This is a genomic window from Paenarthrobacter sp. GQ52 (assembly GCF_059759005.1).
Window position 1 is genome coordinate 28,515 of sequence record NZ_JCAXEJ010000010.1, and the last position, 13,072, is coordinate 41,586.

Consider the following 13,072-nt stretch of genomic DNA (forward strand, 5'->3'; position numbering starts at 1 on the left):
AATACCGCGCAGAGCGGGCCTCGCAACCAGCCTCAGGCAACCGGCACGGGTTCCTTCTTCACGGCGTCCTTGCGGATGGTGGCACTGATGACCGCGGCCACCGTGCACATGGCAGCAGCACCCAGCCAGGCGTAGTTGTAGTGCCCGGTGGCATCGCGGATGAACCCGGCCAGGAGGGCGGCCACTGCAGCGCCGAGCTGGTGGGCCGCGAACACCCAGCCGAACACCACGGAACCATCGGCACCGAACACCGAGCGGCAGATAGCTGCAGTGGGAGGCACGGTGGCAACCCAGTCGAGCCCGTACACCACGACGAAGATGATCATGCTCGGCTCCACGGATGAGCCCAGCAGCAGCGGCAGCACCAGCAGGCCGATCCCCCTGAACTGGTAGTAGACCGCCAGCAGGACCTTGGGGTTGAAGCGGTCGGTCAACCAGCCGGACGCGATGGTCCCCACGATGTCGAAGATTCCGACGACGGCCAACAAGCCTGCCGCCGTGGTTTCGGGCATACCGTGATCGTGCGCCGACGGTATGAAGTGCGTGCCGATCAGTCCGTTGGTGGTGGCTCCACAAATTGCGAAACCGGCAGCCAAGGCCCAGAACGTGCGGACTTTAGCTGCGCGTTTGAGGACCTGCAGGGCACGGATCGCTGCATTGGGGGAATCCCCGGATCCGGGCGACGCAACCACAGCGGCGGGCCGGCTTTGCGTCGTCGCGTTTGTCCCGGCGTCGGCGTCTTTAGCGTCAGGTTCTTCGGCACCCGCCTGCCCGCCGTCAGGCTTCTCCGCACCGTACGGTAAGACCCCGACGTCAGCGGGCGAGTTCCGCAGCCAGCGCAGGACCAGCGGGACGACTGCGAGCGCACCGGCAGCGATGAGCAAGGAAGCGCCTCGCCAGCCCGGATTCTGGGCAAGCGCGGCGATGAAGGGCAGGAACACCAACTGTCCGGCTGCACTTCCTGCGGTCAGGATGCCAATGACCAGGCCACGGCTCTTAGCGAACCATGTGTTGGCGATGGTCGCAGCGAAAACCAGGGCCATGGAACCAGTGCCCAGGCCGATCAGCAGCCCCCAGGTGAGCAGGATCTGCCAGGACTGGTTCACGAAGACGGTCAATGCTGAGCCGAGCCCGATGAGGCACAGAGCCAGCGAGGTGACCTTCCGGATGCCGAAGCGTTCCATGAGGGCGGCTGCGAACGGGGCCGTCAAGCCGAACAGGACCAGGTTGATGCTCACGGCCAGTGACAGCACCGTGGTGGACCAGCCGAACTCCTCCTGCAACGGGACCATGAGCACCCCGGGCGCCGCACGGAAGCCTGCGGCTCCAACCAGCGCCAGGAAGGCAACTGCGGCCACGATCCAGGCGGGGTGGAGACGGCGGTTCTTGCCGGCAGGAGTTTTGCCGTTGCTTGTTTTGCCGGCACGTGTCCCGGGGTTTTCGGGCGGAGCCCCGGTGACGTCGGAAGCGGTCATGCGAGGATCTCCGTTTCAGGGGAAGCTGTGGTGGGTGCAATGGCGAGCGGGAGTGGGTGGTCGCTGCGTTTGAGGCTATGCCAGCTGGTGTTGGCGGCGGTCAGCCGGGCCCCGCAGTTGGTGCACGTGTCCGCTGACAACGTGGCTTGCCCGCAGTCGGTGTGGATGACCTTCATATGGGACACCTCGTTGGGAGCGTCCAGGTGCTTCTCGGCCCAGATGATGATGGCGTTGAGCACTGGAAGCGTGTCCTCGCCTTTGCTCGTGAGGACATATTCCTGCCGTGTGCGGGAGCCGTCCTGGTATGGGCGTTGGGCGAGCAGTCCGGCGTCGAGGAGCCATCCCAGGCGTTTGCTGAGCACGTTGTCCGCTACCTCGAGGCGTTGTTTGATGGCGTCGAAGCGTCCGTTGCCGAAGAAGATTTCGCGGAGGACCAGGCTCCCCCAAGGGTCGCCGAGGACATCCAGGCCACGGGCAAGGCTGCACGTGCGGGCAGACCAGTCGGAACGAAGAGGCATGCGCATAAAACTAGCTGACTTCCCTAAAGAAAGCTAGGTGCTGCTGCACCGGATACGAGCCGCTACGGCAAAACACACCCCGCCGGTTTGCCGCAGTTTCATCATCGGTTCACTCTCCAGGCCTACGCTGGCCCAGTCGACTCCGACCACGAAAGGCACCCCTGAATGTCCTCGAATACCCCTGATATGGTGAATCGTTCAACCGATGGAACCGGCGGACTCTCCCGTCGCAGCTTCCTCGGCACGGCAGCTGCAGCGACGGCGCTTGCTGCTGCGGGCTCCCTACTGCCTCCGTCAGTGCAGGCTGCCATGGCCAGGCCGGTCCCGCCCGGAAACTTGCAGTCCATCAAGCACGTGATTGTCCTGATGCAGGAGAACCGATCTTTCGATCACTACTTCGGCTCGCTGCGGGGCGTCCGAGGATACGGTGACAAGTCCGTGACCCGCTTGCCCAATGGCAAGTCCATGTTCGAGCAGCCCCGGGCCACCGGCGAAACTGTCCTGCCGTTCTCCCTCCGCAAGGCCGCGGAACTAGCTGGCAGGCCCGGTTCCGACATCCAGTACCTGGGCGATCTGGACCACTCGTTCAACGGGACCACGACGGCGTGGAACAACGGCTGGTGTGACAAGTGGATTCCCGCGAAGAGTGCCTCCACCATGACTTTCTACGAGCGCCAGGACATCCCGCTGCAGTACGAACTCGCGGACACTTTCACCATCTGCGATGCCTACCACTGCTCGGTCAACGGCTCCACGAACCCCAACCGCAACTACCTCTGGAGCGGCACCACAGGCAATGAGCCCGGCAGCACCAAGCGTGCCGTGACCAACGCGGCCTACGGCTACGATCACGGCGGTTACGACTGGACCACCTACCCTGAGCGCCTGGAGAACTCCGGGGTGTCATGGAAGATCTACCAGGACTGGGACAACTTCACCGACAACGCCGTGGAGTACTTCCAAACGTTCAAGGCGATCGGCCGCAAAATGCTGGCATCAGTGGAGGGAAACCTCCGCACCACCGAAGAGTTCTACGACCACCTCGCCGGGAAGTCCACAGCCGAGCAGGACCGCCTCCTCGCCCAGCTGGAGCAAGGCCGCGCCGCCCTCACCGAAGCCGAGAGGTCCCTGTTCGACAAAGCCATGTGGCGCGGACGTCCCGACACACTCCTGGAACGCCTTGGCGCAGACATCACAGGCGGCACCCTCCCGAAGGTCAGCTGGCTGGTACCGTCCGCAGCTGACTCCGAACACCCCGGCGCTTCCACACCGGTGGGCAGCGCCAACTTCGTCTACCGCCTCCTGGACACTGTGGCCAGCAACCCTGACACGTGGGACAGCACTGCCATCTTCCTCAACTTTGACGAGAACGATGGCTACTTCGACCACGTCCCGCCGCCTGTCCAGCCACGACCAGCGTCAGGCGAATCCACTGAGTGGACCACGGCACGGCCCATCGGCCTGGGACCTCGAGTGCCCATGACCGTGGTTTCACCGTGGACCGTGGGCGGTTACGTCAGCTCCGAAGTCTTCGACCACACGTCGGTTCTCCGTTTCCTGGAGCGCTGGACCGGCGTAGAGGAACCGAACATCTCCCCGTGGCGCCGCGAAGTCTGCGGTGACCTGACAGGTGTCTTCAACTTCGCATCCCCCGGCACACCGCCAACTCTTGAGCACCCCGACGCTGTCCCCGCCAAGATCAGCCGCTGGCGCCCGAATCCCCCGGCTGTCCAGGTAGCGCCCATCCAGGAACCGGGCAGCCGGCCGGCCCGCCCGCTCCCCTACAGGCCTCGGGTTTCGGCTTCTGTGCAAGCCGGAAAGATCGCCCTGACGCTAGCTAACGCAGGCACCAGTTCAACCCACTTCACCGTGTACGGGTACGCAGGCGAAGTTAGCGAACCCCGGCACGTGGACGTCCTCGGCCGGCAAAACGTGGACCTCCCAGTCGCGTCCGGCGCCTTCGACGTCGTCGTCACCGGCCCCAACCGGTACCAGTACGAACTGAAAGGCACGACGGCGGGCGCGGCGTTCGGCGTCGACGTCACTGTCAACGGCCGCCGCGGCAGGAAGGACGTTGAACTGGAGCTGCGCAACAACGGCACCGCAACGGTAAGCCTGGGGCTGAAGTCGCTGCAGTATGCGGACGAGGTCGAAACCGTGAAGCTCAAGCCGGGACACACCAGGAAGATCGGTTGGGAGACCCTGAACGGCTGGTACGACCTGGAAATCACCTCTGCCGAAGACACCACGTTCCGTCGTCGCCTGACGGGCCGTGAAGAAGACGGCCGCGAGGGAATCTCCGGCTAGCCGAAGAGCACCAACAAGAAATCCGGCTCTTGTTCGTCACCCCCGCCGTTGAACGGTGAGGAGTGCGAACAAGAGCCGGATTCGTGGGCTTAGCCGATTTTGGCGAAGGCCTGCTCAAGGTCTGCGATCAGGTCCTCGGCTTCTTCGATTCCGCAGGAAAGGCGGAGGAGGTTGACCGGGACAGCCAGTTCAGTACCCTTCACGGAAGCGTGGGTCATCTCCGAGGGGTAGTTCATGAGGGACTCGATGCCACCCAGGGATTCGGCAAGAGTGAACACCGACGTGGATTCGGCAACCGTGCGGGCAGCCGCTTCGCCACCCTTGAACTGTACGGAGACCATGCCGCCGAACTTCTTCATCTGCTTGGCCGCGAGCTCGTGTCCTGGGTGGTCCGGGAGGCCCGGGTAGAGCACCGCTTCAACCTCGGGACGCTGCAGCAACCATTCGGCCACGGCCTGGCCGTTCTCGCTGTGGCGGTCCATGCGGACACCCAGGGTCTTCAAGCCACGGGTTGTCAGGAAGGCATCCATGGGCCCCGAGACGGCACCGACGGCGAACTGGATGAAACCGATCTTCTCTGCCAGCTCATCGTCCTTGACCACGATCGCGCCACCCACAACGTCGGAGTGGCCGCCGATGTACTTGGTGGTGGAGTGGACCACCACATCGGCGCCCAAGGCGAGCGGGGTCTGCAAGTAGGGAGACGCGAAGGTGTTGTCCACCACCAGGAGGGCACCGGCGTCGTGCGCTACGGCGGCGAGTGCCTCGATGTCGGTGATCTTCATCATCGGGTTGGACGGCGTCTCTACCCACACCAGGCGTGTCTTGTTCGCTGCAACAGCAGCAGCCACGGCGTCGAGGTCGGACATGTCCACGGGCGTGTTGCCGATGCCCCAATCACCCAGCACGCGGTTGATCAAGCGGTAGGTCCCGCCGTAGGCGTCGTTGCCCAGAACAATGTGATCGCCTGGCCGGGCGAGCGCGCGGATCAGGGAGTCCTCGGCTGCAAGGCCGGAGCCGAAGGAAAACGCAGCGGTGCCACCTTCAAGCGCGGCAAGCTGCTCCTGGAGTGCGTCTCGGGTGGGGTTGCCGCCGCGGCCGTATTCATAACCTGAGCGCAGGTTGCCGATGCCGTCTTGGGCGTACGTGGTGCTGAAGTGCAGCGGGGGCACCACGGCACCAGTGACCGGTTCGAAGGCTTGTCCGGCGTGGACGGCGCGTGTGTTGAACCCGGCGTTGTTGCTGGCAGACATGGAAGCTCCTCTGGGTTTGAATTGATTGGATCAGCGCGGGGCGCCTAATTGCTCAGGTACGCCAAAAGGTCGTGGCGCGTCAGGATGCCCACCGGCGCGCCGACGAAAGTCACCATGACGGTATCGACGTCGGACAGCAGCTCACGCGCGGCGGAAATGGTCTCCAGTGATCCGATGACCGGGAGCCTGTCCCCCATATGTTCGGAGATCATGTCCGTCAGCTTCGCTTCCCCACGGAACAACTTGCTGGTGAGGCTGCGCTCGTCCACGGCACCCAAGACCTCGCCCATCACCACCGGTGGTTCCTGCGAGAGCACCGGGATGTGGGAGACGCCGAACTCGTTCATGATGTTGATGACGTCGCGCACCGTCTCATTCGGGTGGATGTGGACCAGGTCCGGCATCTCGCCCGTCTTGGACTTGAGCACCTCGCCCACGGAAGCTTCTTCGCCGCCGGAGAGGAAGCCGTAGGAACGCATCCATTGGTCGTTGAAAATCTTGGCAAGGTAGCCGCGGCCGGAATCCGGGAGGATCACCACTACCACGGCGGACTCGTCCAGGTCCTTGGCAGCCTGGAGCGCCGCTACCACGGCCATGCCGGAGGAACCGCCCACCAAGAGGCCCTCTTCCCGGGCCAGCCGGCGGGTCATGGAGAAGGAGTCGGCGTCGGAGACAGCGATCACGTCATCCGGAACAGCGGGATCGTAGTTGCCGGGCCACATGTCCTCGCCCACGCCCTCCACGAAGTAGGGCCGGCCGGTTCCGCCTGAGTAGACCGAGCCTTCCGGGTCCGCGCCGATGACCTTGACCGGGCCGCCGTCGGACTCCGAACGGTCCGCCGAGACCTGCTTGAGGTAGCGGCCGGTTCCAGTGATGGTGCCGCCGGTTCCGGCGCCGATGACTACGTGCGTGACCCGCCCGTCTGTGTCCTGCCAGATTTCCGGGCCCGTGGACTCGAAGTGGCTGCCGGGAGCGGCGGGGTTGGAGAACTGGTCCGGCTTGAAGGCGCCCGGGATCTCCTTGACCAGGCGGTCGGAGACGCCGTAATAGCTCTGCGGGCTGTCGGGCGCGACGGCGGTGGGCGTCACCACAACTTCGGCACCGTACGCCTGAAGCACGGCGCGCTTGTCTTCGCCTACTTTGTCCGGCACCACGAAAATGCACTTGTAGCCCTTTTGCTGGGCTACGAGCGCCAGTCCCACTCCGGTGTTGCCCGACGTCGGTTCAACGATGGTTCCACCCGGCTTGAGCCGGCCGTCCTTTTCCGCATCTTCGATCATCTTCACGGCGATCCGGTCCTTGATGGATCCGCCGGGATTGATGTATTCGAGCTTCACCAGGACGGTGGCTTTGATGCCCTCGGTGACGTGGTTGAGCTTGATGAGGGGCGTATTGCCGATGAGGTCCAACACGGACTGGGCGTACTTCATAGGTACAAAGTTACCGCCTGGTCGCCAGGGGGATTGACCCGACCCCTTCGCTAGGTGCCGGCAGAGGTGTCGGTCTGCCACACGCCCAGGACGTTGCCCTCCGTGTCCTTGAAGTAGGCGTACCAGCCCATGGTGGGTACGGCGTCCTTGGCCTGGACCACACTGCCGCCTGCAGACTCGATCTGTCCCAGGGCGGCGTCAATATCTTCCACATCGATGGTGAGGATAGGGGTCTTCAGTGCGTCCGTCCGTGGAAACAGGGCGCCGTTGATGGCTCCAGGCTCCTTGGGCGTGCCGGTTTGCTCGTCGGAAGGCGCTGTGATTGCGATCGTGTAGTCCATCCCCTGCATGGGGCTCAGGTTCCAGCCGAAGGCACTCTCGTAGAAGGTGTTGGCTCTGTCTCTGTTATCGGTCGGAATCTCGAAATGCACTATGGCGGCCATGGTCTGCGCTCCTCGTTCCTGGAAGTTTTTCCTCAGATATGGCGCGGCCCACCCACGCCACATCAGGGAGTCTAGCTGCGTGCGGTTGTTGCCGTAAGGGGTCGCCGGCTGCAGATTGTCAGCCGGGCGTGGGACCATGAAAACATGACCATCGCAGACGCCCCGCCCGTTGTTGCGGCAGCGGCAGATGCGGCCGTCCGGTGGCATCCGGGCGGTTCCTTCCGCTTGGACCAGACCATGTTTCCGCTCATGCGCGGCAACGCGGATCCGTCCTTCGCAGCGCACTCCAGCGGTTTTTGGATGGCCTTCACTGCACCGTCCGGCCCGGTGACGCTCCGCCTCTCGGGAGGCGGCGTGGGAGTCGATTCCTTCGTGGATGCCCAAGCCTGGGGACCCGGTGCGGACGACGCCATCGCGGGAGTTCCGCGGTTGCTCGGCGCCGATGACGATTGGTCGGCCTTCGATGAGCCCGCCTTCCATGCCACCCTTCCGCGGCTGGTGACAGAATCACGACGCCGGAACCTGGCCCTGCGGTTGCCCTCCACCGGGCGGATGGTTGACTCCCTTGTGCCCACCATTTTGGAGCAAAAGGTCACCACCCTGGAGGCAAGGCGAGGCTACCGGTACCTGATGTATCGCTACGGAACGCCGGCGCCGGGCAAGGCCCCTGCGGGACTCCTTGTTCCTCCTACCGCCAGGCAGTGGTTGGCCGTCCCTTCGTGGGAGTGGCACAAAGCCGGCGTCGGACCACAGCGATCGGCCACGGTGATGCGGGCGCTGCAGTCCGCCGTCGCGCTTGAACGGTTGGCGGACCTGAACTCAACGCAGGCCGGTGCCAAGCTGCAGACCATTCCGGGCATCGGCATCTGGACCGCAGCCGAAGTGGTCCAACGCACCCACGGCTGCCCGGACTCGATTTCCGTGGGCGACTACCATCTGGCCGCTTACGTGGGATACGCCCTGACAGGTCAAAAGACCGACGACTCCGGCATGCTCGAGCTGCTGGAACCATGGCGCGGACAACGGCAGCGACTGGTGCGGATGATGTATTTGAGCGGCTTCCGGAAACCCACTTTCGGGCCGCGGATGACGGTCCAGGATCACCGCGGCCACTAAGTCTTGATTGCGGACGGGACCTGTCCGCAGGAGCATGGACGGCCTTCATCCACGGGTATAGCGTGGCGCCTAGGAGCCATCACCTGCCATCCCTGGAGTGACCGTGATCCACACCAACAAGCTCACCAAGACCTTCACCGTGAAGAAGGAAACCGTCGAGGCCGTGAAGGGCGTGGACATCGACGTCGCGCCCGGCGAACTTGTCGCCTTCCTTGGCCCGAACGGCGCCGGCAAGTCCACGACCCTGCGGATGCTCACCACTCTGTTGAAACCCACCTCCGGGTCGGCCACGGTGGCGGGCGTTGATGTGGCCAAGGACCCGGCGGGGGTGCGCGCGCGGATCGGCTACATCGGCCAAGGCAATGGCGGCGGGCACAGCTACCGCGTGATCGATGAACTGATCATGCAAGGCCGCTTCTACGGAATGAACACCACAGATGCGAAAGCCCGTGCCGAGACACTCATGGCATCCTTGGACCTCAGCGAGCTCGCAAAGCGCACGGTGATCAAACTTTCCGGCGGGCAACGGCGCCGCATGGATGTGGCCCTCGGGTTGATGCACTCCCCCGGCCTGCTTTTCCTCGATGAGCCGTCCACCGGAATGGACCCCCAGAACCGCGCCAACCTCTGGGAGCACATCATGCGGATGCGCGAGGAGCACGGGACCACCATTGTGCTGACCACCCATTACATGGACGAGGCCGATTCCATGTCCGAGCGCGTCATTGTGATCGACCACGGGACCATCATTGCCGACGACACCGCGTCACGGCTCAAGGCGAACCTCGCCGGGGACCTCCTCGCTGTGGAAGTTGCCGCCGGTTCCGCGTCCGAGGTGCGGGGGCTGCTGGGCCGCGCCGCCGCGGAAGGCGACATGGAGGAAAACGCGTACGACGGCGTGGTCCGCTTCCGACTTCGGTTGGCGCAGGGTGCCCGACTTGCACCGGGGTTGCTGAAGGAAATGCACGACGCCGGCGCTCCCGCCCAGTCGCTCGAACTGAAACCACCCACGCTGGACGACGTTTTCCTGGAATTGACCGGCCGCAGCCTGCGGGAAGGAGCTGAAGTCTGATGATTGAACAAGCCGTTGCCCCGGGTGTTGCCCTCCAAAGGCGGGGACCACGCAGCGTAGTCACTGACACGTGGTTCGTTTTCTGGCGCGAGATGCTGCTGCCGCTGCGGGATCCTTTCTCGCTGATTTTCTCCCTGATCCAACCGCTGGTTTTCCTGGGGTTGTTCGGTCCGCTGCTCGGCTCAGCTGTTGGTGCCCCGGCCTTCGGTGACCAGTCCACGCTGCAATGGTTCCTTCCTGGAGTGGTGGTGATGATCGCACTGTTCGGCACCTCCATGACCGGCTCCAACCTGCAGTACGAACTCATGACCGGTTCCTACGAACGGATCCTGGCCACGCCGCTCTCCCGGTCTTCGCTCATGATTGGCCGGGCATTGAAGGAGTGGGCTCCCCTGGTGTTGCAGGGTCTGCTGATCTCCGTGGTCTGCATTCCCTTTGGTTTCGTTTTCTACCCTTTGCATGTGGTGCTGGGCTTGGTCATTCTGGGCATCTTCGGCATCGGGCTCGGCGCGCTGTCCTATGCCCTTGCCCTGGTCTCGCAAAACAAGGAATGGATCTTCTGGGGCGTGCAGCAAACACTGCTGTTCCCGCTGATGATCCTTTCCGGCATCATGTTGCCCATCGAAGCCGGTCCGGGGTGGATGAAGGTGGCAAGCCTCTTCAATCCCCTGACCTACCTGGTAAACGCCGAACGGGAGTTGTTTGCCGGACGCATTGGCATGGACACGATGTGGGGTCTCGTGGCCGCCGTGGTGACGGCCGCCGTCGGACTTGTCGTGGGAATCCGGACCATCAGCCGGAATACCAACTGACGGCCTGTTTCAGCTACAGGTGCAGCCGGGACACCGCCTCCTGGCGCATGTCCACCTTCCGCACCTTTCCGGACACTGTCATGGGGAAGGACTCACGGACGTCGATGTAACGCGGGATTTTGTAGTGGGCCAGCTTTCCGCGACAGTAATCGGCCAGGTCCCCGGCAGTCAGCGTCTCAGTACCGGGCTTGAGGATGATGCACGCCATCAGCTCTTCTCCATACTTCTCGTCGGGAACACCGATCACCTGTACATCCTGGATGGACGGGTGGAGATACAGGAATTCCTCGATCTCGCGTGGGTAGATGTTCTCTCCACCGCGGATCACCATGTCCTTGATCCGGCCCTCAATCACCACATAGCCTTCCTCATCCATGCGGGCGAGGTCGCCGGTGTGCATCCACCCCTCAGCGTCGATTGCCTCCGCCGTTTTGTCCGGTTGGCCCCAGTAGCCCTGCATCACCGAGTAACCCCGCGTGCACAGCTCACCGATGACGCCGCGCTCCACCACTTCACCCGATCCTGGATCGACAATGCGGCTCTCAAGGTGCGGCATTGTCCTGCCCACCGTGTTGGTCCGCTGCTCCAGGGTGTCCCCCGCACGGGTCATGGTGGACACCGGCGAGGTCTCGGTCATGCCGTAGCAAATGGCGACGTCAACCATGTGCATCTCATCGATGACCCGGCGCATTACCTCCATGGGACATAACGAACCGGCCATGACTCCGGTACGCAGCGTGGAGAGATCATAGGAGTTGAAATCTTCCAGTGCGAGCTCGGCAATGAACATGGCGGGCACGCCATACAGGGAAGTCCCGCCGAAGTCCTGAACTGCCTCCAACGCCGCCGACGGGTTGAAACCGCGGCCCGGAATGATGGTCGCCGCCCCAAAGCTCAGCGCATTCAAGTTCCCGATCACCATGCCGAAGCAGTGGTAGAACGGCACGGGGATCACCACACGATCGTGCTCGGTGTAGTTCAGGAGCCGGCCGATCGAGTGCCCGTTGTTGAGAATGTTGTGGTGCGTCAAGGTGGCGCCCTTGGGGAACCCCGTGGTGCCGGAGGTGTATTGCAGGTTGATGGGGTCGTGTGGGTCAAGGTCGGCCATGCGGTCCCGAAGCGCTGAAAGCCCGACGCCGTCTGCCCGGGTCAGGAGTTCACCGTAAGTGAGTTCGTGGTTGGCTTCCGGGACGCCCACAGTGAGTCCCAATTCCGGCTCTCCCGGGAGGAAGACGATCTCCCGGAGGTCGGGACAGTTACGGGCCGCATCCCTGGCCATGCCCACGTAGTCACTGTTCTTGTCCGATGGCGATGCCACCAGCATTCGCATGCCATTCTGCTTCACCACGAACTCCAGCTCATGGCTCCGGTAGGCCGGGTTCACGTTGACCAGCACCGCACCGATCTTGGCTGTGGCGTACTGAAGAATGGTCCACTCGGCACAGTTGGGACTCCAGATACCGATCCGCTCGCCCTTGGCCACGCCCATGGCGAGCAGGGCGCGGGCGAGGCGATCGACGTCGTCGTTCAGCTTTTGGTAGCTCCAGCGGCGGGCGTCACCGCCCGGCACCACAGCCGCTTCGATAAGCGCGTCCCGCAGGGGAAACCGGGCCGCGATGCGCTCAAAATTGGCGCCAATGGTCTCTTCGAGCAGCGGGACGTCAGTGTCTCCGGCAGTGTAGGACAACATGACGGAACGCTACCAAGGGACGGCGCGCAACAGAACCGTAACCGCCTCCAGCAGCGCCGTGTCCTGCCGGTAGGGTTGGAGCCATGAGTGAACCCATTGACCTGCAGGCCACGTTCATCCCCAACGAAGGCGAATTTTTCCGCGTGAAGCTCGCCCTGGAAATCGCGATCGACGAGGTCGTCAACGAGCCTGGCTGCATCCGCTATGAACTGACCGAGGCCACAGAAGAGAAGCTGGTCCTGACTGAGCGATGGGAATCCGAGGAGCTTCTGGAGAAGCACTCCAAGGGCATCGCCGTCCAGGACCTGAACGAGTCCCTCAGCGCACTGCTCGCCGAGCCGGTCAAACTGGAACGGCTCTAGGCTCTGCCTGCTTCAGGCCGGCGAAATCGCTGCAAGACTCCGAGAAAGCCTTAAACGCATCGAGGTCGCCGGAATTTTCCGGCGACCTCGAAGCGTTCCGGCGCCCTCGATGTTTCGAGCCGCCGCTTAGTCTTAGTTTTCCTGAGCCTCGGCACGCGCCTTGGCAACGTGGGCGTGGACCTCTTCCATGTCCAGGCCCTTCACAGCCTCGATGACCTGCTCCAACTGCGGACCGTTGAGGGCTCCCGGCTGCGAGAAGACAAGGACCTTTTCGCGGAATGCCATGAGCGTCGGGATGGATGTGATCCCGGCTTCGGCGGCGAGCTGTTGCTCAGCCTCGGTGTCTACCTTCGCAAACACGACGTCAGTGTGCTTTTCTGAAGCTGCCCCGTACGTGGGGGCGAACTGACGGCACGGGGCGCACCAGGCCGCCCAGAAATCCACCAGGACAATGTCGTTGTCCTCGATGGTCGATGCGAACTGTTCTCCAGTGATGTCAACTGTAGCCATGCTTCCACGGTACGCGACCCGGCCCGCTAAGTCCCGTTGAGGCGGGCCCTGTTCGCTTCCCGCGTCACCGGGAATAAAGGGACG

Annotated in this window: 12 protein-coding genes; 5 read left to right on the forward strand and 7 right to left on the reverse strand. The window is 63.4% G+C overall.

What is annotated here, in order from left to right:
* Nucleotides 1-32: 32 nt before the first annotated feature.
* Nucleotides 33-1,475 carry an MFS transporter gene (locus tag AC6CH8_RS14130; RefSeq protein WP_498191238.1) on the reverse strand — a complete coding sequence of 481 codons (1,443 nt, stop codon included), beginning with the start codon at nucleotides 1,473-1,475 and terminating at the stop codon, nucleotides 33-35.
* The gene (locus AC6CH8_RS14135) at nucleotides 1,472-1,993 is read right to left on the reverse strand and encodes a winged helix-turn-helix transcriptional regulator (RefSeq protein ID WP_474659000.1); all 522 of its coding nucleotides are present in this window, start codon (nucleotides 1,991-1,993) and stop codon (nucleotides 1,472-1,474) included. The genes AC6CH8_RS14130 and AC6CH8_RS14135 overlap by 4 nt, the downstream gene beginning before the upstream one ends.
* Before the next feature lie 165 nt (nucleotides 1,994-2,158).
* Between AC6CH8_RS14135 and AC6CH8_RS14140 the strand changes: the two genes are divergently transcribed.
* On the forward strand, nucleotides 2,159-4,300 hold the full coding sequence (locus AC6CH8_RS14140; RefSeq protein WP_498191239.1) for a phosphocholine-specific phospholipase C: 2,142 nt from the start codon (nucleotides 2,159-2,161) through the stop codon (nucleotides 4,298-4,300).
* Nucleotides 4,301-4,389: 89 nt separating this feature from the next.
* Here AC6CH8_RS14140 and AC6CH8_RS14145 read toward each other — a convergent pair whose 3' ends face one another.
* From AC6CH8_RS14145 to AC6CH8_RS14155, 3 genes are read right to left on the reverse strand one after another with little or no spacing between them, the layout of a single operon-like run.
* Nucleotides 4,390-5,553 carry a cystathionine gamma-synthase gene (locus AC6CH8_RS14145; protein WP_498191240.1) on the reverse strand — a complete coding sequence of 388 codons (1,164 nt, stop codon included), beginning with the start codon at nucleotides 5,551-5,553 and terminating at the stop codon, nucleotides 4,390-4,392.
* A 44-nt stretch (nucleotides 5,554-5,597) separates the two neighbouring features.
* Nucleotides 5,598-6,983, reverse strand: a complete 1,386-nt coding sequence (locus AC6CH8_RS14150; RefSeq protein WP_364306838.1) for a cystathionine beta-synthase — start codon at nucleotides 6,981-6,983, stop codon at nucleotides 5,598-5,600.
* A gap of 50 nt (nucleotides 6,984-7,033) precedes the next feature.
* A complete protein-coding gene (locus AC6CH8_RS14155; RefSeq protein ID WP_498191241.1) occupies nucleotides 7,034-7,426 on the reverse strand; it encodes a VOC family protein in 393 nt (130 codons plus the stop codon).
* 144 nt (nucleotides 7,427-7,570) lie between these two features.
* On the opposite strand from AC6CH8_RS14155, the gene AC6CH8_RS14160 reads away from it, so the two are divergent.
* The 3 genes from AC6CH8_RS14160 (at nucleotide 7,571) to AC6CH8_RS14170 (ending at nucleotide 10,426) form a co-directional block, all read left to right on the forward strand.
* Nucleotides 7,571-8,542: a DNA-3-methyladenine glycosylase family protein gene (locus tag AC6CH8_RS14160; RefSeq protein ID WP_498191242.1), complete on the forward strand. Its 972-nt coding sequence runs from the start codon at nucleotides 7,571-7,573 to the stop codon at nucleotides 8,540-8,542.
* A 103-nt stretch (nucleotides 8,543-8,645) separates the two neighbouring features.
* Nucleotides 8,646-9,614, forward strand: a complete 969-nt coding sequence (locus AC6CH8_RS14165) for an ATP-binding cassette domain-containing protein (RefSeq protein ID WP_429330254.1) — start codon at nucleotides 8,646-8,648, stop codon at nucleotides 9,612-9,614.
* Nucleotides 9,614-10,426, forward strand: a complete 813-nt coding sequence (locus AC6CH8_RS14170) for an ABC transporter permease (protein WP_498191243.1) — start codon at nucleotides 9,614-9,616, stop codon at nucleotides 10,424-10,426. The genes AC6CH8_RS14165 and AC6CH8_RS14170 overlap by 1 nt, the downstream gene beginning before the upstream one ends.
* 13 nt (nucleotides 10,427-10,439) lie before the next feature.
* Here AC6CH8_RS14170 and AC6CH8_RS14175 read toward each other — a convergent pair whose 3' ends face one another.
* On the reverse strand, nucleotides 10,440-12,116 hold the full coding sequence (locus tag AC6CH8_RS14175; RefSeq protein WP_498191244.1) for an AMP-binding protein: 1,677 nt from the start codon (nucleotides 12,114-12,116) through the stop codon (nucleotides 10,440-10,442).
* An 83-nt stretch (nucleotides 12,117-12,199) separates the two neighbouring features.
* Between AC6CH8_RS14175 and AC6CH8_RS14180 the strand changes: the two genes are divergently transcribed.
* Nucleotides 12,200-12,478 carry a putative quinol monooxygenase gene (locus AC6CH8_RS14180; RefSeq protein WP_024817673.1) on the forward strand — a complete coding sequence of 93 codons (279 nt, stop codon included), beginning with the start codon at nucleotides 12,200-12,202 and terminating at the stop codon, nucleotides 12,476-12,478.
* A gap of 132 nt (nucleotides 12,479-12,610) precedes the next feature.
* On the opposite strand, the gene AC6CH8_RS14185 is transcribed toward AC6CH8_RS14180, so the two are convergent.
* Nucleotides 12,611-12,988, reverse strand: coding sequence for a thioredoxin family protein (locus AC6CH8_RS14185; protein ID WP_091469153.1), 378 nt, complete (start codon nucleotides 12,986-12,988; stop codon nucleotides 12,611-12,613).
* Nucleotides 12,989-13,072 lie beyond the last annotated feature (84 nt).

What these genes read in the sequence shown, in the direction of transcription:
- AC6CH8_RS14140 (WP_498191239.1), top strand. Translation starts at nt 2,159, where the DNA reads ATGTCCTCGAATACCCCTGATATGGTGAATCGTTCAACCGATGGAACC.
- AC6CH8_RS14135 (WP_474659000.1), bottom strand. Translation starts at nt 1,993, where the DNA reads ATGCCTCTTCGTTCCGACTGGTCTGCCCGCACGTGCAGCCTTGCCCGT.
- AC6CH8_RS14185 (WP_091469153.1), bottom strand. Translation starts at nt 12,988, where the DNA reads ATGGCTACAGTTGACATCACTGGAGAACAGTTCGCATCGACCATCGAG.
- AC6CH8_RS14130 (WP_498191238.1), bottom strand. Translation starts at nt 1,475, where the DNA reads ATGACCGCTTCCGACGTCACCGGGGCTCCGCCCGAAAACCCCGGGACA.
- AC6CH8_RS14145 (WP_498191240.1), bottom strand. Translation starts at nt 5,553, where the DNA reads ATGTCTGCCAGCAACAACGCCGGGTTCAACACACGCGCCGTCCACGCC.
- AC6CH8_RS14150 (WP_364306838.1), bottom strand. Translation starts at nt 6,983, where the DNA reads ATGAAGTACGCCCAGTCCGTGTTGGACCTCATCGGCAATACGCCCCTC.
- AC6CH8_RS14160 (WP_498191242.1), top strand. Translation starts at nt 7,571, where the DNA reads ATGACCATCGCAGACGCCCCGCCCGTTGTTGCGGCAGCGGCAGATGCG.
- AC6CH8_RS14170 (WP_498191243.1), top strand. Translation starts at nt 9,614, where the DNA reads ATGATTGAACAAGCCGTTGCCCCGGGTGTTGCCCTCCAAAGGCGGGGA.
- AC6CH8_RS14175 (WP_498191244.1), bottom strand. Translation starts at nt 12,116, where the DNA reads ATGTTGTCCTACACTGCCGGAGACACTGACGTCCCGCTGCTCGAAGAG.
- AC6CH8_RS14155 (WP_498191241.1), bottom strand. Translation starts at nt 7,426, where the DNA reads ATGGCCGCCATAGTGCATTTCGAGATTCCGACCGATAACAGAGACAGA.
- AC6CH8_RS14180 (WP_024817673.1), top strand. Translation starts at nt 12,200, where the DNA reads ATGAGTGAACCCATTGACCTGCAGGCCACGTTCATCCCCAACGAAGGC.